The organism is Pseudomonadota bacterium, assembly GCA_027620075.1.
Classification (GTDB): domain Bacteria; phylum Pseudomonadota; class Alphaproteobacteria; order Rickettsiales; family UBA6187; genus 1-14-0-20-39-49.
The window spans coordinates 161,690-185,763 of sequence record JAQCEY010000001.1; the positions used below are offsets into that span (position 1 = coordinate 161,690).

Annotated in this window: 22 protein-coding genes; 13 read left to right on the plus strand and 9 right to left on the minus strand. The window is 39.2% G+C overall.

Annotated features, from left to right (window positions below; translation table 11 throughout):
• Nucleotides 1-38 precede the first annotated feature (38 nt).
• The 9 genes from nuoG to ubiA form a co-directional block, all read right to left on the minus strand.
• Nucleotides 39-2,114, minus strand: a complete 2,076-nt coding sequence (gene nuoG / locus O2942_01010) for an NADH-quinone oxidoreductase subunit NuoG (GenBank protein ID MDA0780828.1) — start codon at nt 2,112-2,114, stop codon at nt 39-41.
• A 20-nt stretch (nt 2,115-2,134) separates the two neighbouring features.
• Nucleotides 2,135-3,406, minus strand: coding sequence for an NADH-quinone oxidoreductase subunit NuoF (gene nuoF, locus O2942_01015; GenBank protein MDA0780829.1), 1,272 nt, complete (start codon nt 3,404-3,406; stop codon nt 2,135-2,137).
• A 14-nt stretch (nt 3,407-3,420) separates the two neighbouring features.
• Complete coding sequence (gene nuoE / locus O2942_01020) at nt 3,421-4,002, minus strand: NADH-quinone oxidoreductase subunit NuoE (GenBank protein ID MDA0780830.1); 582 nt, start codon at nt 4,000-4,002, stop codon at nt 3,421-3,423.
• Between the two features lie 5 nt (nt 4,003-4,007).
• Nucleotides 4,008-5,162: an NADH-quinone oxidoreductase subunit D gene (locus O2942_01025; GenBank protein MDA0780831.1), complete on the minus strand. Its 1,155-nt coding sequence runs from the start codon at nt 5,160-5,162 to the stop codon at nt 4,008-4,010.
• 33 nt (nt 5,163-5,195) lie between these two features.
• Nucleotides 5,196-5,801 carry an NADH-quinone oxidoreductase subunit C gene (locus O2942_01030; protein ID MDA0780832.1) on the minus strand — a complete coding sequence of 202 codons (606 nt, stop codon included), beginning with the start codon at nt 5,799-5,801 and terminating at the stop codon, nt 5,196-5,198.
• Between the two features lie 2 nt (nt 5,802-5,803).
• Nucleotides 5,804-6,367 (minus strand): NADH-quinone oxidoreductase subunit B, encoded by a 564-nt coding sequence (locus O2942_01035; GenBank protein MDA0780833.1) that lies wholly within the window; start codon nt 6,365-6,367, stop codon nt 5,804-5,806.
• A gap of 25 nt (nt 6,368-6,392) precedes the next feature.
• Nucleotides 6,393-6,764, minus strand: coding sequence for an NADH-quinone oxidoreductase subunit A (locus tag O2942_01040; GenBank protein MDA0780834.1), 372 nt, complete (start codon nt 6,762-6,764; stop codon nt 6,393-6,395).
• Between the two features lie 199 nt (nt 6,765-6,963).
• Nucleotides 6,964-7,956 carry a cysteine synthase A gene (cysK, locus tag O2942_01045; protein MDA0780835.1) on the minus strand — a complete coding sequence of 331 codons (993 nt, stop codon included), beginning with the start codon at nt 7,954-7,956 and terminating at the stop codon, nt 6,964-6,966.
• 127 nt (nt 7,957-8,083) lie between these two features.
• Entirely contained in the window at nt 8,084-8,962 is an 879-nt protein-coding gene (ubiA, locus tag O2942_01050; protein ID MDA0780836.1) for a 4-hydroxybenzoate octaprenyltransferase, read from the minus strand.
• A gap of 590 nt (nt 8,963-9,552) precedes the next feature.
• On the opposite strand from ubiA, the gene O2942_01055 reads away from it, so the two are divergent.
• From O2942_01055 to O2942_01115, 13 genes are all read left to right on the plus strand, one after another.
• Complete coding sequence (locus O2942_01055; GenBank protein ID MDA0780837.1) at nt 9,553-10,347, plus strand: hypothetical protein; 795 nt, start codon at nt 9,553-9,555, stop codon at nt 10,345-10,347.
• A 357-nt stretch (nt 10,348-10,704) separates the two neighbouring features.
• Nucleotides 10,705-11,220: an AAA family ATPase gene (locus tag O2942_01060; GenBank protein MDA0780838.1), complete on the plus strand. Its 516-nt coding sequence runs from the start codon at nt 10,705-10,707 to the stop codon at nt 11,218-11,220.
• Complete coding sequence (locus tag O2942_01065) at nt 11,211-11,807, plus strand: hypothetical protein (protein MDA0780839.1); 597 nt, start codon at nt 11,211-11,213, stop codon at nt 11,805-11,807. Before O2942_01060 ends, O2942_01065 begins: the two co-directional genes overlap by 10 nt.
• Nucleotides 11,783-12,202 carry a hypothetical protein gene (locus tag O2942_01070; GenBank protein ID MDA0780840.1) on the plus strand — a complete coding sequence of 140 codons (420 nt, stop codon included), beginning with the start codon at nt 11,783-11,785 and terminating at the stop codon, nt 12,200-12,202. The genes O2942_01065 and O2942_01070 overlap by 25 nt, the downstream gene beginning before the upstream one ends.
• 198 nt (nt 12,203-12,400) lie before the next feature.
• Nucleotides 12,401-13,582, plus strand: a complete 1,182-nt coding sequence (locus tag O2942_01075) for a hypothetical protein (GenBank protein MDA0780841.1) — start codon at nt 12,401-12,403, stop codon at nt 13,580-13,582.
• Between the two features lie 12 nt (nt 13,583-13,594).
• Nucleotides 13,595-15,907: a hypothetical protein gene (locus O2942_01080; GenBank protein ID MDA0780842.1), complete on the plus strand. Its 2,313-nt coding sequence runs from the start codon at nt 13,595-13,597 to the stop codon at nt 15,905-15,907.
• 36 nt (nt 15,908-15,943) lie between these two features.
• Nucleotides 15,944-16,381: a hypothetical protein gene (locus O2942_01085; GenBank protein ID MDA0780843.1), complete on the plus strand. Its 438-nt coding sequence runs from the start codon at nt 15,944-15,946 to the stop codon at nt 16,379-16,381.
• A 166-nt stretch (nt 16,382-16,547) separates the two neighbouring features.
• Entirely contained in the window at nt 16,548-17,507 is a 960-nt protein-coding gene (locus tag O2942_01090) for a hypothetical protein (GenBank protein MDA0780844.1), read from the plus strand.
• A gap of 28 nt (nt 17,508-17,535) precedes the next feature.
• The gene (locus O2942_01095) at nt 17,536-17,958 is read left to right on the plus strand and encodes a hypothetical protein (protein ID MDA0780845.1); all 423 of its coding nucleotides are present in this window, start codon (nt 17,536-17,538) and stop codon (nt 17,956-17,958) included.
• Nucleotides 17,951-18,217, plus strand: coding sequence for a hypothetical protein (locus tag O2942_01100; GenBank protein MDA0780846.1), 267 nt, complete (start codon nt 17,951-17,953; stop codon nt 18,215-18,217). The genes O2942_01095 and O2942_01100 overlap by 8 nt, the downstream gene beginning before the upstream one ends.
• 11 nt (nt 18,218-18,228) lie before the next feature.
• Nucleotides 18,229-18,354 (plus strand): hypothetical protein, encoded by a 126-nt coding sequence (locus tag O2942_01105; GenBank protein MDA0780847.1) that lies wholly within the window; start codon nt 18,229-18,231, stop codon nt 18,352-18,354.
• A 36-nt stretch (nt 18,355-18,390) separates the two neighbouring features.
• Entirely contained in the window at nt 18,391-18,825 is a 435-nt protein-coding gene (locus O2942_01110) for a hypothetical protein (GenBank protein ID MDA0780848.1), read from the plus strand.
• Nucleotides 18,818-23,740 carry an Ig-like domain-containing protein gene (locus O2942_01115; protein ID MDA0780849.1) on the plus strand — a complete coding sequence of 1,641 codons (4,923 nt, stop codon included), beginning with the start codon at nt 18,818-18,820 and terminating at the stop codon, nt 23,738-23,740. Before O2942_01110 ends, O2942_01115 begins: the two co-directional genes overlap by 8 nt.
• The last annotated feature ends 334 nt before the right edge of the window (nt 23,741-24,074 follow it).

Sequence of the window (24,074 nt, forward strand, 5' to 3'; positions counted from 1 at the left end):
CGGAGTTTGAAAAAACGGACTTTGTAATATTTCCTCCATTACGCAGCCTCCTTCTCTTCAGATTTGCCTTTACAGCCACAGCCTTTATTTATTTCGGACGAACACGCCGCCATCGTTTTAGAAGCACGGCTTATAGGGTCACTCATGTAGAAGTTCTTTACGGAATTTCTGAACGGCTCATCAGACGATACACCTTTTTTACCGACATTATTCCATTTTTCCGAAACGATATCCTCATTTGCAAAAACAGGATAGTTCCTTTCTAAAGATTCCCTTAACTCATCTATATTGTTAAAGTTAAGGCTAATACCCGAAGCCATAGCCAATTCTTTTATAATTAGCCAGTCCTCTTTAGCTTCGCCAAGCGGATAAATAGCGGGACTAGTTCTTTGCACTCTACCTTCGGTATTAACATATGTGCCTGACTTTTCAGTATATGCCGCTCCCGGCAATATAACATCGGCTCTATGTGCTCCTGAATCACCATGATGCCCTTGATAGACAACAAAAGCTTTGCCTAGCTTAGACATGTCTATTTCGTCAGCACCAAGTAGATATAGGAACTCTATTTTATTTTCTTCACATTCTTTTAGTATTTTCTTTGTCGGCACACCCTCACCTGACGGCAAGAAGCCCATATCCAGACCACCCACACGGCTGGCGGCTTTATGTAATACGTTAAACCCGTTCCAATCCTCCCTTACCATATTATACTTAACGGCAATAGAACTCACCAAATACATTATATGCTCGGCATCGTCCCTGCATAACGCAGATGAGCCGATTATTATCATAGGATTTTTTGCAGCTTCCAAAGTCTTACAAAAATCTGACTTACCGTCCGCAATCGCTTGTAAATCTTTAGGGCTATTGCCTAATTTTTCTACAGGATAAGTAAAACTTGAACAACCGCCTATTGAAGCTATTTTCAGACCGTTATTAACGTTAGCCTTCCTTATTCTGGAATTAATAATAGCAGCTTCACGCCTTGGATTAGTTCCCACTAACAAACATAAATCGGCGTTTTCAATGCCTTGTATCGTAGTATTAAATATATATGACGACCTGCCCTCATTACCGATTTCCATACCGTCTTGACGGCAATCTATATTATTTACGCCACGCTTGGTCATAAGTTTTTTCAATGCATACATTGATTCGCAATCGGCAAGATCGCCCGCAATCGCCGCAATGCTATTTGAACTTATATCTCTCATCTTATCGCTGATAACCTTATAAGCCTCATTCCAACTTGCAGGCTTTAATTTGCCGTCAACTCTTACATAAGGTTTGTCCAGCCTTTGAACTTTCAGCCCGTCATAGGCAAATCTGGTTTTATCGCTTATCCACTCTTCGTTTATATCCTCATTCAGGCGAGGTAAAATCCTTACGACTTCTTTTCCTCTTGAATCGACTCTTATATTAGAACCCACGGCATCTAAAACATCAATAGATTCGGTTTTATTTAACTCCCAAGGACGGGCTTTAAAAGCATAAGGTTTTGATGTCAAAGCACCTACAGGGCATAAATCGATAATATTGCCCGACATTTCCGATGTAAGGCTTTTTTCAACATATGTAGTAACTTCCATATGCTCACCACGGTTTACCGCTCCAAGCTCGCATACTCCTGCAACATCTTCTAGGAAACGGATACATCTTGTACACTGGATACAACGAGTCATGTGGGTTTTAACCAAAGGGCCCATATATTTATCTTTTACGGCACGTTTATCTTCTTCAAAACGGCTGTCACCCCTGCCATACGCCATAGCCTGATCTTGCAAATCGCACTCACCGCCCTGATCGCAAATAGGACAATCAAGAGGGTGATTCATAAGCAAAAATTCCATCACACCTTCACGGGCTTTTTTTACCATAGGTGAGTTAGTATGAACAACCATACCGTCACCGGCAGGCATAGCACAGGAAGCGGCAGGCTTAGGAGGACCTCCCTCAACCTGAACAAGGCACATACGGCAATTTCCGGCAATTTTTAACCTTTCATGATAACAAAATCTTGGGATTTCCTCACCTGCAAGCTCACATGCCTGCAACACGGTCATTCCCTGCTCAAATTCTATCTGATTTCCGTTTACTGTTATCTTTGGCATAATATCCCTGTGTAAAATACTTACGCTGCTTTTTTATAATTATTAATTCTGTCCTCGATAACGCTCCTAAAGTGCCTTACCAACCCCTGTATAGGCCATGCCGCCGCATCACCCAACGCACAAATAGTATGCCCTTCGACTTGCTTGGTTATCTCAAGCAGTTTATCTATTTCGGCAATTTCCGCCTCACCTTTTACCAGACGCTTCATAATTCTCCACATCCAGCCCGTACCTTCACGGCATGGGGTACACTGACCGCATGATTCATGCATATAAAAATGTGACAATCGCTCTATGGCGGCTATTAAATCGGTAGATTTATCCATAACAATAATACCTGCCGTACCAAGTCCTGACTGAGCGGCTCTTAGCGAATCAAAATCCATTCTTATGGTATCGCAGATAGATTTCGGCAGCATAGGCACTGAAGAGCCACCGGGAATTATTGCCAGAAGATTATTCCACCCGCCACGCACACCGCCTGCATGTTTTTCAATAAGCTCTTTTAACGGAATGCCCATTTCTTCTTCAACGTTGCAAGGGTTATTGACATGACCTGATATACAGAAAACTTTCGTACCCGTATTATTTTCACGCCCAAGACCTGCAAACCAGCTTCCGCCCTTACGTAAGATAGTAGGCACTACGGCTATTGTTTCAATATTATTTATTGTTGTCGGGCAGCCATATAGCCCCACTCCCGCAGGGAATGGCGGCTTCAAACGAGGCTGTCCTTTTTTACCTTCCAAGCTTTCAAGCTGTGCGGTTTCTTCTCCGCAAATATACGCTCCGGCTCCTCTGTGCAGAAATACATCGAAATCATATCCGCTACCACAGGCGTTTTTTCCAATAAGACCGTCTTTATAAGCCTCGTCAATTGCATGTTGCAGGGCAACCGCTTCATTATAGAATTCACCACGAATATATATGTAAGCAGCCACCGCACGCATTGCGTAGCCTGCAAGCAAACACCCCTCAACTATTTTATGCGGGTCGTTCCTGATTATATCCCTGTCCTTACAGGTTCCGGGTTCCGACTCATCGGCATTTACTACCAGATACGAAGGCTTAGGGGATTCTTTGGGCATGAATGACCATTTAAGACCGGTGGGGAATCCTGCTCCGCCACGTCCTCTAAGACACGAGGTTTTTACTTCCTCAATTATCCAATCATGACCTTTTTTTATAAATTTTTTGGTATCTTTCCAGTCCCCGCGCTTTTTAGCAGCCGCAAGATTAGGGCTTTCATAACCGTATAAATTTGTAAAAATTCTATCTTCTTCTTTAAGCATACCAAATTTCCACTTTACTCCGCTTCAACAGGAGCAGAACACTGTCTTCCCGTTTGCGAACCGATTTTAACTTTTTTACCCGCTGCCAGATCATCAATTATTTTTTCCATTGATTCAGGCGATAAATCTTCAAAATAATCATCGTTTATCTGAACCATAGGGGCATTAACACAAGCACCCAGACACTCAACTTCAATTAGCGAGAACTGACCGTCATGCGTAATCTCGCCAAGCCCGATACCCAGCTTATCCTTACACAAATTAGTAATATCGTCAGCACCACGCAACCAGCAAGGTGTCGTTCTGCAAACCTGTATATGGTTTTTTCCTACAGGCTTCAGGTTATACATAGTATAGAATGTAGCTACCTCATAAACCTTAATAGGAGGAAGTTCAAGCATATCGGCGATATAATCCAAAGCATCTTGCGGTATCCAGTTATCGTTTTGCTTTTGAGCCAGCCACAAAAGAGGCATCAATGCACTACGCTGCCTTCCTTCGGGGTATTTAGCAATATATTCTTTAGCTTTTTTCAGGTTTTCTTTCGTAAACTCGAAACTCGCTTTTTGCTCAACTTTTTCTTTTTTCTTCGCCATAGTAACTATCTATCTATCTCACCAAATACAATATCCAAAGAGCCTATAACGGCTACAACGTCCGCTAACATATGACCTTTTGTCATAAAATCAAGCCCTTGCAAATGTGCAAAGCCCGGAGCCCTCACCCTGCATCTATAAGGACGGCTTGTTCCGTCTGCCACCAAATATACACCGAACTCGCCTTTAGGAGCCTCAACCGCCGCATAATATTCACCTGCCGGCACTTTATAACCTTCGGTATAAAGCTTAAAGTGATGTATTAAAGCCTCCATTGATTTTTTCATCTCGGCTCTAGGCGGAGGCGATATTTTTCTATCGTTGGTTTTTATAGGACCGCTAGGCATTTTTTCAATCACCTGCTTAATAATTTTTATAGACTGGTGCATTTCTTCAATTCTAACAAGATAGCGGTCATAACAGTCACCGTTTTTGCCCACAGGTATATCAAAATTCAGGTCGTTATATATTTCATAAGGCTGCGACTTCCTTAAATCCCAAGGAACACCCGAACCTCTTAACATAACTCCCGTAAAACCCCAATCCAGTGCTTCAGCCTTAGATACAACACCGATATCAACGGTACGTTGTTTGAATATTCTGTTTTCCGTTAGCAAGCCTTCCATGTCATCTATCATTTTAGGGAAGGTTTCTACAAATTTCGCTATATCCTCCAGCAATCCGGGCGGCAAATCTTTAGAAACTCCTCCGGGACGGAAGTAATTTGCGTGCAGCCTAGCACCACAAACACGCTCGTAAAATTCCATCATTTTTTCACGCTCTTCAAACATCCACAAAAGCGGAGTCATCGCACCAACATCAAGAGCTTGTGTCGTAATGTTCAACAAATGGCTTAACAATCTGGATATCTCTGCAAAAAGTACCCTGATATATTTAGCTCTTATAGGAATTTTACAATCCAGCAGCTTTTCAGTAACCAATGCAAAGGCATGTTCCTGCGACATCGGAGCAACATAATCAAGCCTGTCAAAGTAAGGAACTGCCTGAATATAATTTTTATGCTCGATTAATTTTTCCGTCCCTCTGTGCAGCAACCCTATATGGGAGTCAGCACGCTCTACAACCTCACCGTCCATTTCCAGAACAAGACGCAAAACCCCGTGTGCCGCAGGGTGTTGCGGGCCAAAGTTCAGGGTCATATTTTTTATATCTACTGCTTTACTACTAGCCACTTACGCCTCCGCCTTTTCATCACCGGGAAGGATATATTTAGTACCCTCCCACGGGCTTGCAAAATCAAAAGTCCTAAATTCCTGATCCAATTTAACAGGCTCGTACACAACACGCTTGCGATCTTCGTCATACTTAACCTGCACATAACCTGTCAGAGGAAAATCTTTTCTTTGAGGGTGTCCGCTAAAACCATAATCCGACAATATCCTACGTAAGTCAGGGTGATCGGCAAAGAAAACGCCGTACATATCCCAAACTTCACGCTCATACCAGTTTGCCGAGCTAAATACACCCGTAACAGTCGGAACCATGTCGTTTTCGGCAACACACACCTTAACAACGATACGGTTGTTATATCTTAAACTCAATAAGTTATATATAACTTCAAAACGTTCTTTTTTTTCAGGATAATCAACAGCGGTAAGGTCTATAAGCTGCTTGAACTGACATCTGGCATCGTCCCTTAAAAAGGTAAGCATTCTAACGATACTATCTGCTTTCACAGAAACAATAAGCATATCGTTTTTTATGCGGCACTTAACCTTGATGTCTTCTATAACACCCGATTCCAGATACTTGCCTAAGTCTGTAAGCTCATTTATCATAATTATGCTTTTTTGCGTTTAAGTATTGTGCCGGTGCGTTTAATTTTTTTCTGCAATTGCAGTATTCCATAAAGCAATGCTTCGGCAGTAGGAGGGCAACCCGGCACATAAACATCAACCGGAACTATCCTGTCACAGCCACGCACCACCGAATATGAATAATGGTAATAACCGCCCCCGTTAGCACAGGAACCCATTGAAATTACCCATCTTGGCTCTGCCATTTGGTCATATACCTTACGAAGTGCTGGAGCCATTTTATTTGTAAGAGTACCCGCAACTATCATAACGTCGGATTGTCTTGGGCTTGCCCTGAACACCAGCCCGAACCTGTCAAGGTCATAACGGCTGGCTGCCGTGTGCATCATTTCAACTGCACAACATGCAAGTCCGAATGTCATAGGCCAAAGTGAGCCTGTGCGTATCCAATTAGTAAGTTCGTCTAAATTAGCAAGAACGAACCCCTTATCGGATATTTCGTCAGACACCTGTTTGAGCAATGCGTCTTGCTCCGTGCCTTTCGGCAAAGGTTTTGACGGATCAATAATTAATTGTTTTTCTGCCATTATACTATTTTACCACCTTGCTTTACTATTCCCACTCAAGACCGCCTTTTTTCCACTCATAAATGAACCCGACGGTCAGAACGCCAAGAAATACCATCATTGACCAGAAACCGAACTCCCCTATTTCTCTTAAAGATATCGCCCAAGGGAATAAAAACGCTATCTCCAAATCAAAAATTATGAACAAAATGGCTACAAGATAGAATCTTACGTCAAACTTACCTCGTGAATCCGAGAAAGCTTCAAATCCGCACTCATACTGGGATAACTTTTCTTTATCCGGTCTGCGGAGAGCTACTATAAAAGGAATAACGACCATTACAAAGGAAAGACCGACCGCTACACCTAAAAATATTAATATAGGTAAATATTCGCTTAAATAACTTGGTAAAACCAACTTATAACCCCCTTTTAGGTTAGTAATATCACAGCCTTATATATTAAGAAATAAGTGAAGTACAGGCTATTTTATGTTTTTTTTATACAAATCAACAAAAAGCACATAACAACCGTTGAAAAACAAACACTTAAAATACAAACCTTCATAAAAAGAGAAAGCAGGGCAATCTCCCTGCTTTCAACCTTAAATCAGTTTTTTATTCTCCGAATAATGCGGTAGAAAGGTATCTTTCTGCGAAAGATGCCACGATCACAACTATCTTTTTCCCTTTATTTTCAGGACGGCTACCCACTTCCAAAGCCGCTGCAATAGTTGCACCCGAAGATATACCGACAGGAATACCGTCCGTTTCAGCCACTTTTCTGGCGGTAGCAAATGAAGTTTCGTTTCCGATAGTAATAACTTCATCTATTAAATTAGCATCAAGGACATCAGGCACAAATCCCGCACCTATTCCCTGAATTTTGTGAGGTCCGGGTTGTCCGCCCGATAGTACCGGACTATCTTCAGGCTCTACGGCTATTATTTTAACATCAGGTTTACGGTCTTTTAGCACCTGTGCCACACCTGTTATGGTTCCGCCCGTACCGACACCCGATATAAATATATCAATTTCGCCATTTGTATCGGCAAGAATTTCCTCTGCGGTTGTTGTTCTGTGTATAGCAGGGTTTGCAAGGTTTTGGAACTGTTGAAGGACTATAGCGTTGTTGTTTTCCTGAAGAAGTTCTTCGGCACGGTCAATTGCACCGCGCATACCCTTTGCAGCCAGAGTAAGCTCAAGCTGTGCTCCCAAGAGTTTTAACATCTTACGGCGTTCAATGGACATGCTCTCCGGCATAGTAAGTATAAGTTTATAGCCTTTTGCAGCACAGATAAACGCAAGTGCTATACCTGTGTTCCCTGAAGTAGGCTCAATAATAACGGTATTCTTATTAATCTTTCCGGCATTCTCAGCGGCTTCTATCATACCGAATGCAAGACGGTCTTTCACACTTGCCAACGGGTTAAAAAATTCCAGCTTTGCATAGATTTCAGCTACGCAGCCTGCATCTTGTGCTATTCTATTTAGTTTAACCAACGGAGTATCACCGATAGTTTCGGCAATATTTTGATACACCTTGCCTCGCCCTTTGGTATTTAGCGATGGTATGTAAACAGCTTCTTTTTTCATTACGGGATTGCTCATAATAATTTTCCTAAATAATATTGTTTTTTCTGCAATTACTGCATTTATCTAATATAACGAACCTTTTTTCAAGGGTAAATTGTATTTTCGATAGGGTTTGCGACACCGTATAGTAAATATCACTCTATCATAATGCTATTTTACCAAGCATTACACCGATAAATATTATCATTCCGTAATATCTGTTTGATGAGAACTTCGCCATACAATCACTGCGTATATTGAAATCTACCGTATTTGCCTGCCAGTATAAATGTATAAGTCCGATTATGAGGAAGAGATGGAATAAAATACCGCTGCCCGTCAATATACCCACTATCCAGAAAAGAATTGTTGTGGTCAAGTAAAAGAAGTAGATGTATTTTCTCGTATGCACCCCTAATTTTAATGCTGTCGATTTTATGCCTATTGCGGCATCATCGTTTTTGTCCTGATGGGCATATATAGTATCATAGCCTATAGTCCAGAATATACATGCCGTATATATTAATACCGCCGTCAGGTTAATGCTGTCTTTAACGGCAGCCCACCCCATTAACGCTCCCCAGTTAAAGGTCATTGCCAAAAATACCTGCGGCCAGTATGTTATACGTTTCATGAAAGGATAAACAAATATGGGTATTACTACTATCATTCCAAGTAGAATAACAGTGCTTGGCAGGGTAAATAATATCAAAGCTCCCAATGAAAGAAGCAGCATTAGCAAAAATATAGCCTCATATAGCTTCATATCGCCGTTTGCCAGAGGTCTGTTTTTAGTTCTTTCAACTTTTGCGTCGATTTTCCTGTCGATAATATCGTTTGTAATACAGCCTGCACTTCGCATTATGATGCAGCCGATTATAAATTTCAGCATCAGCATTACAGGAATAACTTCATCAGATGCAAAGCCTATACTTATCAAACACGGCCATAGCAAAAGGAATTTACCCGTTAAATTATCAAACCTCATTATCTTAAGATAAGGTCTGATATTTGAGATTTTGGGATTATCTATCCAACTCATTTTATATACTGCTACTTCACTTTAATTAACAAGAGCAAGGATTATCACAAAATTTACTGCATTTTCAAGGTTTATATTAAGGGTAACTCTAAGGCAGGTTCAAAGAAGGTAAAATACAAAGCCGTAATTTGCCCGATATAGCTTATGAAAGACCTATGCATTACGTCATCGCCTGAATTTGTGAAACAAATTATAGGGCGATCTCATGAGATTTTACCTTAGAATTTCTTGCAGAAATTCAGGCAATGACGAGTTTTTTTGCATTATTCAGAGGTCTCTATGATGTATTAAATCATTTTTAATGATTTCAATAGAAATATTGTGGGGTGATTACATAGAAACCGACGAGGAAACACCCGAGTTTATTAAAAATAGATATACGGCTATGGACGGTCTGTTTAGGGGTGTGTTGAACAAAAATAAAATTTATAGTGCGCCTTCAGAACATAAGCGCTCTTTGCGTGATAAACTATTTGCTGTTTTAACTTTTAAAGTGGAGAAAGCCACCATATCCAGCATTTATTTGATTGCATTATAAGGTATGCCTATGTATTTTTCAGACATATCTAAATATACATTTTAGGAAACGAATGGCTGAAATTGTTATAATATCCACTATATTACTACCTTTCCTACTTATTGCATTGCTTATATGGAAGATAAAAAGGCGAAGGAAGCAAGAAGCAATTGATATCGCATCGGGAGAACTCTACAAGTTGCCGCTCTGGAAGACCGTGAAAGAGTCGTATCGACTCGCATGGAAAAATCGTGCCGAATACTTCAAAATATCTTGGATTTGGTTGACTATATCGGCGGTGGTTACGTTCCTTTACAATTTGATTTTTTGGAAAGAAATAAGTGCCATATCCTGTATAAGCATATCTAAAGTAAAATTGGAGTTTAGTACTATATCCTCATCTTTTATTGTAAGTTTGGTAGTAGCTATGTGTGGTGCTTCAATAGCAGTGGCATGGCATAGGCTTATTTTACGTGGCGAACGAGTGGTATCGAGTCATTACCTAAGACTCGATAAGGTAGTTTGGAATTATTTTGCATTAGCGGCTTTAATATTATTTCTAGAAACAGCACCACAACTAATCAGTCCATCAATAAATAACAGCCCGGCGATTTCTTCTTCAGAATCATTAATGATACTGATAACATCTATAATATACCTTTTTATCATATGTTACTCGGTTCGTATTGTCGTAATGTTCCCTGCGATAGCCTTAGAATTGCCTGATGTTAGTATTAAAAAGGTTTTGCGAAAGACACGAAGAAATTTCTGGGGACTTTTATTTGCTCCTCTTTTTTGTAGTTTGCCTCTAATACCTTTTTCACTATTACATTGGTTTTTATTAAAGGGTTATGCGAGAGAAGTTTAGCCGGCTCATTATTGAATACTGCTAGTTTTGTACTTGGTATGATAGTTATGATGCCTGTTTACTTATCATTTTTATCGTTAGCTTATAAGTATTTCTTTGAGAAAGAAAAAAACTAATAATTCCAACTGCCATCCATGTGGCATCTCAGCCCAAAAAACGGTGACCCGTTTTTGACGTACTTCGAACTGAATATTGCAAGGATATTTTGTTTATGTTTAGCAGTGTTCCAGCGCAAATAAGCCGTAAAATATAGGATTTAGCCGTTAGTTCAAAAGTCGGTCGCCAGTTTGAATCCTTGTTTAGGATGGGTAATGTGTTGAGCGTTCGTGTAGCGTAGGTGGGCTGAAAGAAAGCGGCATTGCCGCAGGCACATTGCACGCATTTGAGATGCAAATCAAAGCCGCAGAAAATATGAAACGTCAGCAAAGTTGGGACTCTCTTTCTAAAAAGCAACAGGCATTTATCAATAAAACGCTGCTTACAAAAAATGATGTTTTAATCATTGATGAGGCAGGCATGGTCGGCACAAAGCAACTGGCAGCCATCATGGAGCGTGCTAATAAAGCAGGTGCAAAAATTATTCTGTGCGGCGATCATCAGCAGCTACAATCCATTGAGGCGGGAGCGGCTTTCCGTAATGTGATTGAACGCAGCGACTACGCTGAAATTTTGGAGGTACGCCGCCAGAAAACCGATTGGATGTGCAAGGCAACGGTGCAATTTGCCAAGGGTGATACAGCAGGTGCATTGCGTCAATATCAAGAGCAAGAAGCCTTGCATTATCTTAAGAACAAAGATACCGCCATCGCTAAATTAGTAGATGATTATATGCAGGGCGTATCAAAGCACCCCGATCATCACGCATGGTTTTAGCTTTCACCAGAAAAGATGTGAACGCCCTCAACAAGGCAATTAAGGCGGAGATGGTAAAGGTCGGCAAAGTATCAAAGAAAACTACCAATCTGACCATTACCACACAACAAGATGAACAGGAAATTCAAGGCTTTGCAAAGGGTGACCGCATCATGTTTTGTGAAAACAACACAAAAATGGGCGTGATGAACGGCACGCTTGCCACCATCACCAAAATCAACGCACATATCATAGATGTCCGTTTGGATAACGGGCAGGATTTGCGTTTTGATGCAAAAGAATACAAGAAATTCCAACCGGGCTATGCCGCCACCGTCCATAAATCACAAGGCGTAACGGTCGATAAAGCCTATGTTCTTGCCACAAAACATTTTGACCGCCACACCACCTATGTGGCGATGACCCGCCATAAACACAGTGTTCACCTTTATGCAGGGCAAGATGATTTTCGCAGTAAAACAAGCTTAATAAATTCTTTAAGCAAGGAAGGTCAAAAAAACAGCACGCTGGACTTTGCAAAGCACCACTTGGCAAAAAAGCTTTCGGCATACGTAAAGAACAGTTGCTACAACGTAAAAACGCCTTAACAAATCACCACCGTCAACAAAGAGAAGATTTACTCAAACAACAAAAACAACGCCGCATCGCCAATCAACAACAAAACCACCACCGCCTGCCCTCAGGCTTACGCACCATCTGGTCACGCATCACAGGGCAAAACGATAAAATCCGCACAGAAATAAGAGAAAACCTACAACAAGAAACCACCCGAAACCAAACCGAAAAACAAGCCCTAATCCAAAAACAACTCACCGAGAGAGGCAAACTACAAAAACAAATCAACACCTTCCGCCAAAACGCAAAACAAGAATTAACCCACCTGCGAAAAACAACCGCAAACGCTATAAAAACCGGACAAACGCCCGAACACTTACAAATCCCACAAAAAGCTATCGAGCATAACAACACCATGAAAATGTAAAAATACAGACCCCCCCTTAATTGGTTAAATAATTAACTATAAGCAACTGTTATATACAAATTGTCTTACAAATCCTCAACTAATAGATACATATATTTTGATTAGTTTGTATTTTTAATTGCCCTTTACTTTTGACCTGATATAGCTGAAACAAAAAGATTAAATAAATATTAATTTATCAGGTATAGGAAGGATGTAATGAAAAATGTATTTAGTGATAAAGAAGTGGCAAATAAAAATAATAAACAGTCATTTTTCTCAAGCAGAGGCTCGGTATCAAACTACATACTTCTTTTTGTTGTTTTAGTTTCAATAGTTGTTTTTGGTTATGAGAAACTAGAAGCCAATATGAAAGTTGAAGAGCCTAATAATGAGGCTTTTGTTTATGAAGTTGAAATGAATTTGGAAATTGACGGCAAGCCTGTTCGGTTAACAAGAAGAAGTGGGTGTAACGCTATAACTTATAGTAAGGCAGGCGGTGCTAAATTTTCGGAAATTTCTGCTACAGGTTATTCGATGAGTAAGCAGTTGCCTACAGGCGAATATGTTTTTGTCGGTTCTCCTAGTCCGTGCAGATTTTTTAAGAAAGTCGAAGATGAAAACGGCAATACTAAATACGAGATACCTGAATTAATGGAGGATTATTTACCGAAAATTCATATTGCAGATAAAGCCCCTGTGCCTGATGTGGTTGAGATTTATGATATGCCGAGAGTATTTGAGGCACCGGGTGCAAGAGTGAAATATATAAGCACGAAAGTTACTCCTATGCCGATTGGTACGGTTTTAGAAAAGAAAGAGCCTGACCCGTTTGAATTTTTCTTCGGAAAAGGCGATGGGCCTTTTTATTTTTCACTAATGCTAAGCGATTCAGCAATGATTCCTGAGTTACAAGAATTAATAAATAAACATACTCCAAATGCAACAGAACCAATTGCATTATATACTAAGCAATGGTTTTTAGATTTTTATCATGGAAAGAAAGAGCTAGGTAATATTGGTGTTATAAAAAGAAAAATTTCTGAAGCTAGTGCTAAGGATTTTATTACTTACCCTCTTTTATTTGATAAAGGGACGGATTTTCATGAAGATACTTATAATATGTCACCAAGTTATGAACTGTCATTTATTAAAGTATATTATAGGTTACCTTATGATGCTCTAAAACATAAGCACCATGAGTTGTTTAGTAAAAAAAATCTAAATATTAGCTTTCCGTCTGGAGAAATATACAAAATGAAGGCAAATGAAGCAAATGCTTTTACTCGCCATTTTGTTTATGATCCAAAGATAAAAGATCTGCACTTTATTGCAAATAGGTACATCGCAACCAAGGAATTAAAAGGAAATTTAAAAAAATATAATTATAAAGTAAGATAGAAAGGTTTTATTATGACAGTATTCGGATTAACAGACTTTGAATGGGCAATATTAGCCAACGATTCTTATCGAAGATATGAATTAAGAGGCGGACAACCGGAAGAAGGGTATGACTCAAATTTAACGCAAGCTGAAAATTGGAGACGTTATGTTGATTCTAACGGTAATATTGTTTTACCTGATAGTTGGCAGGAATTTTTATATGATGAAGATACAAATAGTTCAACCAATCCTCTTCGTATTTTAGATATTGAGAACGATATTTTCTTACAATTAAGACTTAACGCCAATAACAATCCTGACTATACAGGCTATGATTTTGCAGGAGAGGATGTTGAGTCATTTAGCGCCAAGGTTTATCAAAGTGACAACCCTAATGCTAACGAGATAATAGTATCATTTAGGGGTAGTGAAAGCTTTGAGGAAATATTCTCATCAATTAATGATTCTGCTTGGGATGACTGGCAGGGCAATATAGCCACTATACTTGCTGATGAAGTACACCCGCAAATCAATGTCGCTTACTATTTCACTCAAAGATTAAAAGAAATACTAGATGACCAGTTCGGCGTTGGTGGTTATGAGCTTGCTTTCACGGGGCACTCTCTAGGTGGGCTTATAGCATCCACAGTAGCAACGTTAGAAGGTGCGGAAGCGGTAGTAATGAACCCTGTTCCGGCTACTGACGTTATAAACAATATTTACAATAATGGGGCTTCGGGTTTATATGAAACTATCCCGGTTTATCCTTATGATGACCCGACTAATGATGAGTTTTTGTTGCATGTACCTGCAATACCCGCGGTTGATCCAAATTCAACACCCACCGATACAAATGTCAGAAATGTTTACATTCAAAATGATATGGCTCGCAATGGAGTTCAGTGGGATGAGATTACTCAGGACATAGAATCATTTGGTACGGATGTAGAAATTGCACAATTTGATTCGAGTATAGTAAACCCCGGAGGTAATATTCCTTCTGTAAATACAATGTATTTGCCCCAATCATTGTCAGAAGGTTTTATGGCTTTAATCGGTCAGGATTTTGCATTATCACGCCCTTCGCATTCTATTGATAACCAGTTGCTTATTATGGCAACTGAGCTTAACGGCTCTTATGAACTTGCACCATTAGTTTCTAAGATCCCCGGGTTTTTACTTGCAATGTCTCGTCCGGTTGGACAATTAGAGCAAGAAGATACGGATAATCAATTCCAAAATGGCTTCGTTATTCAAAGTTTGGCAACCGAATTGGTAAAACAGTCAAATGCAGTCGGTTATAGTAATAGTGTATTAAAACAAGTCGTTGACACCTTGAAAATAATAGATGATACCAATCTTATAAAAACAGATACTGATATTCAACGTCAGGCATATTATCAGGTGCAAGACGGCTTGGCTCACATGCTTGTTGAATATACGAAAAAATATTTTGAAGCGGGAGCTGTCGGAAACTATACACCGCCTATAGAACTCACCTCTAGCGGCGATGCTATAACATTAGTCGGTGATGATTTTTCAAATTATGAAAGTGCCTCGCTTGTTCTTCAAGCCTTAAAATCAGGACTTGATATTCCTAGCGTTGGAACTATTTTCCAAACTCTGTTTACTGAATTTCAAACATTGATCGGCAAGGAAGATACAAATTTTGATAAATATTTCATAACTACTCGCAATGCATCCGGTAACTCTTACAACGCAGATATTAGTACAACAAATGAGCGTGATATAGTTGTAGCAATGGAAGGTGATGATGATGTGCATGATAGTATTGGAGATGATGCTTATCTTGGCGGAAAGGGCGATGATACTTTTTATTTAGGTATAGGTTCCGGTAATGATTTTATACATGGCGGTTTTGGAACTGATTATCGTAACTTTGATAGTGATGGAACAGATGCTGTTGATTATAGTGATTCAACAGCTAATCGTATTGAAGTCAGAGCAAAAGAATTTACACTTATAGACTTGGTAGGTCAGCCTGATATAACACAGTCTTATTATGAAGTAATAAAAAGAGCTTCTGATAATAGTATCATCGGAACAGATTACTTAACATCAATTGAATCTATAAAAGGTACTAGTGGTAATGATGGTATTGAGGGTGATAGTAATAACAATATTATAAACGGCGGTGCTGGGGATGATATCTTAGTTGGAGGTAATGGTGCGGATAAATTCATAATCGCCCGTCAGTTGGGTGGGGCTACTACGGTTATTACTGATTTTGAGCCGACATTGGAAGATGAGAGGATTGATTTAAGGGCGTTTAGGTGCATTAGTCATTTTACAACTTCACATATATATCAGGTAGGTATATAAACAATTAAAAGTATTATAGTAAAAAGTGAGGACGTGATGACTTTAAAGAAAAAAATAGCGTTAGTTTTTTTTATACCGATTTTATTCCTATTAGTTTTTGTATCTAACTTTTCAGGTGTTTGCTGGACGGAATTTAAGAAATATTCAGAGGAGGAGTTGATAAAAAAATCAACTGGTGATGCTTATGACGAAAACCCATACTGTTGTTTAGTTGAGGGTAAATCAAAAAAACATAATAGTTTTTTTTCGAATTTATTAGGCAAATATTACTTTGTTATTATCAAATACGTAAAAAGAGATGAGCCAATTACTAATGATCAAAATTACCCATATAATTACGGGTGGTATCTAGTAGACCAATGTGGAAATAATCAAGAATGGTCATATTCAAAAACTCGGAAGTCGGAAGAAAGTTACAATTGGCATGTAAATAGAATAAAATCAAAAAAAGAGGGAAATACTAATGACAGATAAAATATATCAATGGCAAGACATAGATATTAATACTATAACAAACCTGTTTTTATATGGTACATTTGATACACCAGAAAGTTATACAAGTAGACTTCGTTCTTCAAGTGAAATTGATGCATTACCTACAGACATCTTTGGTTATAAATATCTTTCAGTTAAAGTAGAAATGCAAGATTACATTGAAAATGGTCCAGGTAGATATGCACATGCTTCGGAGGCAAAAGTAGTTCAAGACTTTTTTAACTATAATTTTGTTGTTATTCCACCTGATGGCTCATATACAAAAGACCAAATTCAAACAATGTTTGGTTATGACGATGACGACTTTGCTTTTACAATTCAGCACCTAGATATTGATAAAAATAGTTCTGACTATGCAATGCGTACTTATATTTATAACAATTCACGTTTTGAGATTTCGGATGATGTTATTTTTGTAGTTAATGGAACTGAACGCTATATTCAAAATATGGCTGTTCATGTGCGTGATGATGATTTTGACTTCAATTCAAAATGGTGGAATCAGCTAGGCGATGAGTTTTATCTAGAAGATGAAGTTGATCCATATGAAATTGGTGTAAAAGTTTGGATCGAATTTCAAAACAAAAATCTTGTTCCAACAGATATATACACCAGTACTGATTTTGATAATGACGAGGCAAACGTAGCACTTGAAGCAAGTGGTACTTTACTTGACGCATATAATGCTATGGCTGATATAGTTGTACCGCAATTAAAAGCTTCTGGCACAATTGAATATGAAACTCCTGATGGTGGTAAAGTTATCTATGGAGATAATTCAAATAATGCTATTAACGGCGTTGGTGCAATTGAAACTGTTGATGATACGACAGATTTTGCTGATATAATAATCGCAGGTGAAGGAAATGATTTTATTTCCGCCGAAGGGGGAGATGACGTATTATATGGCGGTTCGGGCAACGACACGTTAACAGGCGGATTCGATGCGGATAAGTTCATAATCGCTCGTCAGTTGGGCGGGGCTACTACGGTTATTACTGATTTTGAGCCGACATTGGCAGATGAGAGGATAGACCTTAGGGCGTTTTCGGATATCGGTTCTTTTGCAACTTCACATATATATCACAGGTATATAAAATATTAAAAGTAATTTATTAGAAAGTGAGGATAGTATGACTTTAAAAAAGAAAGTGGCTTTAGTTTTTTTAGCACCAATTTTATTTTTACTAATTTTTGTATCGAATTTTTCAGGAATTTGCTGGACGGAATTCAAGAAATATTCTGAAGAGGAGTTGATTCAAAAGGCTGCAAGCAAGGCTTATAGAGAAGACCCTTTCTGTTGCGATATAAAGTCAAAAGGAGGTTTTTTTAGTAAACTATTTGGTAGTTATTATTTTGCAATTACTCAATATACCAAGAGACCTGAACCCATTAATAATGATGAACATTATCCATATAATTATTCGTACTTTCTTGTTAATCAGTGCGGAAATTACAAAAAAGGGTCAAGCCTAGAAACAACTAAAACAGAAGAAATGTATAACGGACAAGTCAAAATAATAAAATCAAAAAGAGGATGGAATAACAATGACTAATACAATATATCAATGGCAGGATTTAACTATTGAAACAATAACAAATCTATATCTATATGGCACATTTGATACGCCAGAAGACTATACAGATAGACTTCGTTCATCTAGTACATACAATGCTTTGCCGACAGATAATAACGGTACTTTTATTAATATAAAAGTTGAGATGCAAGATTATATTACAAACGGTCCGGGACGCTATGCGCATGCGTCAATGGCTGAGGCTGTAGATGATTTTTTTAATCCGATAAATTCATAATCGCCCGTCAGTTGGGTGAGGCTACTACGGTTATTACTGATTTTGAGCCTACATTGGAAGATGAGAAGATAGACCTTAGGGCGTTTTCGGATATCGGTTCTTTTGCAACTTCACATATATATATCACAGGTATATAAAATATTAAAAGTAATTTATTAGAAAGTGAGGATAGTATGACTTTAAAAAAGAAAGTGGCTTTAGTTTTTTTAGCACCAATTTTATTTTTACTAATTTTTGTATCGAATTTTTCAGGAATTTGCTGGACAGAATTTAAGAAATACTCAGAAGAAGAGCTAATTAAGAAGGCAGCTAGTAAATCTTATGCTGAAAACCCTTCTTGTTGTGAAATTATAAGCCACAATTACTATGGTATTGATGATGAAATTCTAAATAAACTTTTTGGAAGGTATATATATGGTTTAAACGCATATTTTAAGACCGACCCAAGAGAGAATGATACTAATTACCCCTATAGAAATAAAGTTTATGCTATTAACCAATGCGGAGAACATATTGCTTTTTCTTATGGGGAGGGAATAAAAGAAAAAGAATACTTAAAAGAAATAAACAGAATAAAATCAAAAAAGAAGGAAATTAATAATGACTGATACAATATATCAATGGCAGGACTTAACAATTGAAACAATAACAAATTTATACTTATATGGCACATTTGATACACCAGAAAACTATACAGATAGACTTCGTTCATCTACTAAATATGCAGCTTTACCAACGGATGATAATGGAAGTTTCCTTCCTATTAAGGTAGAAATGCAAGATTATATAGTAAATGGTCCGGGGCGTTATGCACATGCATCAATGGCAGAAGCAGTAGATGATTTTTTTAATCCGATAAATCCATTTAATCCGTTTTTTGGACTTGCTGATGGCTCTTATACAAAAGATGATTTAGTAGCTCTAGGTGTACCTGCTGGTGATTTTAATTTTTCAATACAACACTTAGATATTGATAAAAATAGTTCTGATTACGCAATGCGTACTTATATTTACAACAACTCAGCTTTTGAAATTTCAGACAATGCCGTTTTTGTTGTAGATGGTGATAATAGATATATAGAAAATATGGCTGTTCATGCAAAGACTGATGATTTTGATTTTATTTCAAACAGTTGGTGGACTCAATTAGGTAATGACTTTGTTCTTGGAGATGAAATTGACCCTTATAATATTGGTGTTACCGTAGAAATCCAATATCAAAACAAATTCAACGTTCCTACAACAACATATACAAATACAGATTTTGTTAATGACCAGACCGCTGCATCTAATGAAAATGAAGGAACAATTTGGGATGCTTATAACGCAATGACTAATGAGGTTATACCTCAATTAAAATCCTCCGGTACAATTGAATATGAAACGCCAAATAGTGGTAAAGTTATCTATGGAGATAATTCAAATAATGCTATTAACGGCGTTGGTGCAATTGAAACTGTTGATGATACGACAGATTTTGCTGATATAATAATCGCAGGTGAAGGAAATGATTTTATTTCCGCCGAAGGGGGAGATGACGTATTATATGGCGGTTCCGGCAACGACACGTTAACAGGCGGATTCGATGCCGATAAGTTCATAATCGCCCGTCAGTTGGGCGGAGCTACTACGGTTATTACTGATTTTAGTGGGAATACAATTAAAGAGCAGATAGACTTGCGTGCTTTTTCACATATTACTTCGTTTGCCGATCTGCAAATTCAGGAGGTGAACGGTAATGTTGAAATTACGCTAAATGAAAATAGCGGAAATCTTCAAACTTTAGTTCTTAATAACATAAGCTCTACATCATTAAGTGCCGATGCTTTTATTCTGGCTCCATACTCGGAAGGTAGTAATTCACAGGCAAATACAACTTCTTTCAACCAGGCTCAGAAAAAACCGTCGATTGCCGGTTTTGATAACGGAAACTACGTTATAGTTTGGCAAAGTGAAGGTCAAGACGGTGACGGAAGCGGAATTTACGGTCAGATGTTCTCGGCGAACGGCAGTAAAATCGGCAATGAGTTTCTTGTAAATGTTACTACGGCAGGCGATCAGACAAATCCTTCAGTCGATGTTTTAAAAAACGGTGATTTCGTTGTTACTTGGGGAAATAATAACACTAACGAATTATATGCTAAAGTTATTTCACCTGCGGATGTTCATAATGGTAATGAATTACTGATTTCAGATAACTACAGAGTGTCGTCCACGTCCCCAAATGAATCGGTTATAGCTCTTGAAAACGGAAATTTTGTAACAGTATGGGTTGCAAACAACGGTACATACATTCGTGATGCTTATGCTAAAATATTATCTCCTGACGGAAGCACAGTTGTTCCTGAATTCCAGGTAAATAATGACGATAACGACGCCCAGAGTCTTTCTATAGAGGAATTATCCAATGGTAATTTTGTAATAACATGGGGTTTAGGTAATGTCTACGGACAGATATATTCCGCAAACGGTGCCACGGTAGGAGGTGTGTTTCCAGTAAATACCATTACAACAGGCTCTAATAATAGTCAATCTGTTGCAGCCATTAATGATAATGGTGATTTTGTAGTAGTATGGGGTAGAGTTAATGGTGGTAATCTGAGTGGTCTCAAGGGGCAGATATTTTCATCGGACGGGAGTAAAATCGGTAGTGAATTTTCTGTAACTAATTCCCCTAGTGCAAAATTTATTTCAGTAACAAGTGATACAAGCGGTGGTTTTATTGCTACATGGAATGCTAGTAACGGGTCGAGTGTTAGCGACGGTATTTTTGGAAAAAGATACGATTCAAACGGTAATGCCTTGGGCGATGAATTCTATGTAGATCGCGGCAGTTTAACTTCTGTTGCCAGCCTTAGTAACGGGGATTTTGTGATTGCCAGACAAGTATCTTCTTCATCCACAGATAGTGAAATTTATGCTACGACATACACACTAAACGATTCCACAGAGACCTATGGCACGCAGTTAGCCGATAATATTAACGGTACATTAAGTGCCGATACGATAGATGCGAGTGATGGGGATGATGTTATTTTCACCGGTGGCGGAAATGATGTTTTAACTTTAGGTTCGGGAGCGGATACCGTTGTTATTGCCGATAGTGATGACAGTACCGTTACAATTAATGATTGGGATTCAACTGACACGATAAATCTGGCATCGTTTGCGGATATCACATCAATTGACGACCTTACAATAACAGCAGGTTCGGCTATTATACATCTACCAGATGAGCAGTTTATACATATTTTAAATATTGAGCCTGATGATTTATCATCAAGTAATTTTATATTCTCGATTCCTACAAATAACGCACCTGTTGCAAATGCCGATACGGCTAGCGTATCGGAAGATACTTCGGTTAATATAGATGTGGTTGCTAACGATACGGATTTGGATAATGACAATTTGAATATCGTGTCAGTGGACGGTTCGCTTACAACCGGACTGGTTACAATTAATCCTAACGGGACGATAGATTATAAAGCCGAAGGGTTCTTTGAGACGTTGGGTGCGGGCGATACGGCTACAGATAGTTTTGCATATACTATCTCAGACGGAAAAGGCGGTATTGATACGGCAACGGTTAACTTAACCATAAACGGTGTAAATGATAACCCTATAGCCGCAAAAGACTCCGCCACGGTTAATGAAGATGATAGCAACGCTATAATCAACCTTCTGGGCGGTGCTACGGATATTGACGGGGATACGGTAGCCCTTGCCTCGTTAGACCTGACTTCCACCGTAGGCATAGTTACCGATAATCTTGACGGCACTGTCAGCTATGACGCTAACGGTCAGTTTGATTATCTGGACGCAGGACAGACGGCTACCGATAGCTTCGCATATACCGTAAGTGACGGTAATGGAGGAAGCGATACAAAAACGGTTACCGTTACGGTGCATGGCATAGACAGCCCGACAAACACCGCTCCTGTTGCGGTTGCCGATTCGGCTTCAGTTTCCGAGGACGGCTCAATCAATATTGATGTATTAGCAAATGATACCGATGCGGATAATGACACCCTAAGCGTTTCCTCGCTTGATGATTCATTGACCGTAGGCTCCGTTATTATAGATACCGACGGCACTATAAAATATGACACTGATAGCAAGTTTGAGTATTTAGCAGCAGGAGTTGACGCAACAGACACATTTACTTATACGGTATCGGACGGCAATGGCGGATTAGACACCCAAACCGTTACGGTGACTATTAACGGCGAAAATGATGCTCCGGATTCTATTTTCCTCGGCTATCCGTTAGTTGCCGAAAACAAATATGGCGAGGTTATAGGCGGCATTACTTTTAGTGATGTAGACATAGGTGACACGCATAGCTTCGGTGTATTTGATTTACAGGATAATCCGGACAGTAGATTTGTCATTGAAGATGTCGGGGGGCAGTTAAAGCTGAAATTACAAACAAATGTAGCTTTGGATTATGAAACCGAACAGGTAATAGACCTTAAACTTAAGGTAACGGATAATGGCGGTTTGAGCTTTGATAATAATGTAAAAATCTTTGTGACAGATGAAGCCAAGACTATTTTCGGTACGAACGGTGATGACACGATAAACGGAACAATCGGAAAAGATGTCATTTACGCAGGTGACGGAGATGATGTAATTAATTCTCAGGGTGGCTCGGATCTGATTTTTGCAGGCGGCGGTGAGGATACGGTTGATGCCGGAGCCGGTGTTGACTTTATCGTTGCAGGTGTGGGTAATGATACCGTTTACGGCTCATATGGTGCAGATTTTATATGGGGTAATGAAGGAGATGATACCCTCTATGGAGGCGGTGGAAACGATACTATTAACGGCGGTGAGGATAACGACACTATATATGGCGGAGCCGATTCAGACGCTATTGAAGGTGGAACCGGTATAGATACGGCAAGTTATCAATATTCCGATGCGGGAGTAAATATCGACCTGCTTAACGCTACGTTATCGGGAGGATTTGCAGGCGGTGATACGCTAAACGGAATTGAAAACCTTACAGGTAGTGATTATGATGACGACCTGTTAGGCGATCACGGTAATAATGAATTACGTGGTGGCGACGGCAATGATTATCTTCTTGGCAACGGCGGTAATGATATTGTTATCGGCGGAGAAGGTAACGATATAGTCCGCGGTAGTTCGGGTGATGATATTTTAGAAGGCGGTAACGGTAACGATCGTCTGTATGGCGATGCCGGAAACGATATCATCAAAAGCGGTCATGGTTCTGATTCCGTATGGGGTGGCAGCGGCAATGACATATTTGTTTTTGAAGCCGTTTCTGATTCTACGACCGTCGGCAATTTCTTCACCAGAATTAAAGACTTTGAAGACGGCATAGACCTGATAGACATTTCGGCACTTGTTGTAAATAACGATATTACAGGCTTTGGCGACCTTATTATTACAAATAACGGAACTAAAACCACTGTTTCGGCAAACGGTACGGATTTCCTGTTTGAGCTTGAGGGAGTGCATGCTTTAGACCAGTCTGACTTCGTAACATAGATAAAAAACGGCATGCTCAGGTAGAGTATGTTTCTATATTTCCAACTTCAGCCGGAGGGATTTTTAACAGGAGAGTGTCTCCCTTAAACGAGATGGTTTTGTAATACAAAACACAGCTTGCGGACGGCGGGAAATGAAACCAAAACCGAGACCAACCAAAAGCGAGAATAATTATTGCACATGTTGCGACAAATGCAAAAGCTGACTTTTTTAAAAACGGCATAAAAAAAGCGGCATGAAATGCACGCCGCTTTATGAGGGTGTTCAAAATTACAGCTTATCAAAACAGCGACATCTGCTCATCTTCGGGGTTGGGGATGCTGAATATTTCGCG

Excerpts from the sequence above, each read along its gene's own strand:
- nuoG (MDA0780828.1), bottom strand. The coding sequence starts at position 2,114 with ATGCCAAAGATAACAGTAAACGGAAATCAGATAGAATTTGAGCAGGGA.
- nuoF (MDA0780829.1), bottom strand. The coding sequence starts at position 3,406 with ATGCTTAAAGAAGAAGATAGAATTTTTACAAATTTATACGGTTATGAA.
- nuoE (MDA0780830.1), bottom strand. The coding sequence starts at position 4,002 with ATGGCGAAGAAAAAAGAAAAAGTTGAGCAAAAAGCGAGTTTCGAGTTT.
- O2942_01025 (MDA0780831.1), bottom strand. The coding sequence starts at position 5,162 with ATGACCCTGAACTTTGGCCCGCAACACCCTGCGGCACACGGGGTTTTG.
- O2942_01030 (MDA0780832.1), bottom strand. The coding sequence starts at position 5,801 with ATGATAAATGAGCTTACAGACTTAGGCAAGTATCTGGAATCGGGTGTT.
- O2942_01035 (MDA0780833.1), bottom strand. The coding sequence starts at position 6,367 with ATGGCAGAAAAACAATTAATTATTGATCCGTCAAAACCTTTGCCGAAA.
- cysK (MDA0780835.1), bottom strand. The coding sequence starts at position 7,956 with ATGAGCAATCCCGTAATGAAAAAAGAAGCTGTTTACATACCATCGCTA.
- ubiA (MDA0780836.1), bottom strand. The coding sequence starts at position 8,962 with ATGAGTTGGATAGATAATCCCAAAATCTCAAATATCAGACCTTATCTT.
- O2942_01055 (MDA0780837.1), top strand. The coding sequence starts at position 9,553 with ATGGCTGAAATTGTTATAATATCCACTATATTACTACCTTTCCTACTT.
- O2942_01065 (MDA0780839.1), top strand. The coding sequence starts at position 11,211 with ATGGTTTTAGCTTTCACCAGAAAAGATGTGAACGCCCTCAACAAGGCA.
- O2942_01075 (MDA0780841.1), top strand. The coding sequence starts at position 12,401 with ATGAAAAATGTATTTAGTGATAAAGAAGTGGCAAATAAAAATAATAAA.
- O2942_01080 (MDA0780842.1), top strand. The coding sequence starts at position 13,595 with ATGACAGTATTCGGATTAACAGACTTTGAATGGGCAATATTAGCCAAC.
- O2942_01085 (MDA0780843.1), top strand. The coding sequence starts at position 15,944 with ATGACTTTAAAGAAAAAAATAGCGTTAGTTTTTTTTATACCGATTTTA.
- O2942_01090 (MDA0780844.1), top strand. The coding sequence starts at position 16,548 with ATGCAAGATTACATTGAAAATGGTCCAGGTAGATATGCACATGCTTCG.
- O2942_01095 (MDA0780845.1), top strand. The coding sequence starts at position 17,536 with ATGACTTTAAAAAAGAAAGTGGCTTTAGTTTTTTTAGCACCAATTTTA.
- O2942_01100 (MDA0780846.1), top strand. The coding sequence starts at position 17,951 with ATGACTAATACAATATATCAATGGCAGGATTTAACTATTGAAACAATA.
- O2942_01110 (MDA0780848.1), top strand. The coding sequence starts at position 18,391 with ATGACTTTAAAAAAGAAAGTGGCTTTAGTTTTTTTAGCACCAATTTTA.
- O2942_01115 (MDA0780849.1), top strand. The coding sequence starts at position 18,818 with ATGACTGATACAATATATCAATGGCAGGACTTAACAATTGAAACAATA.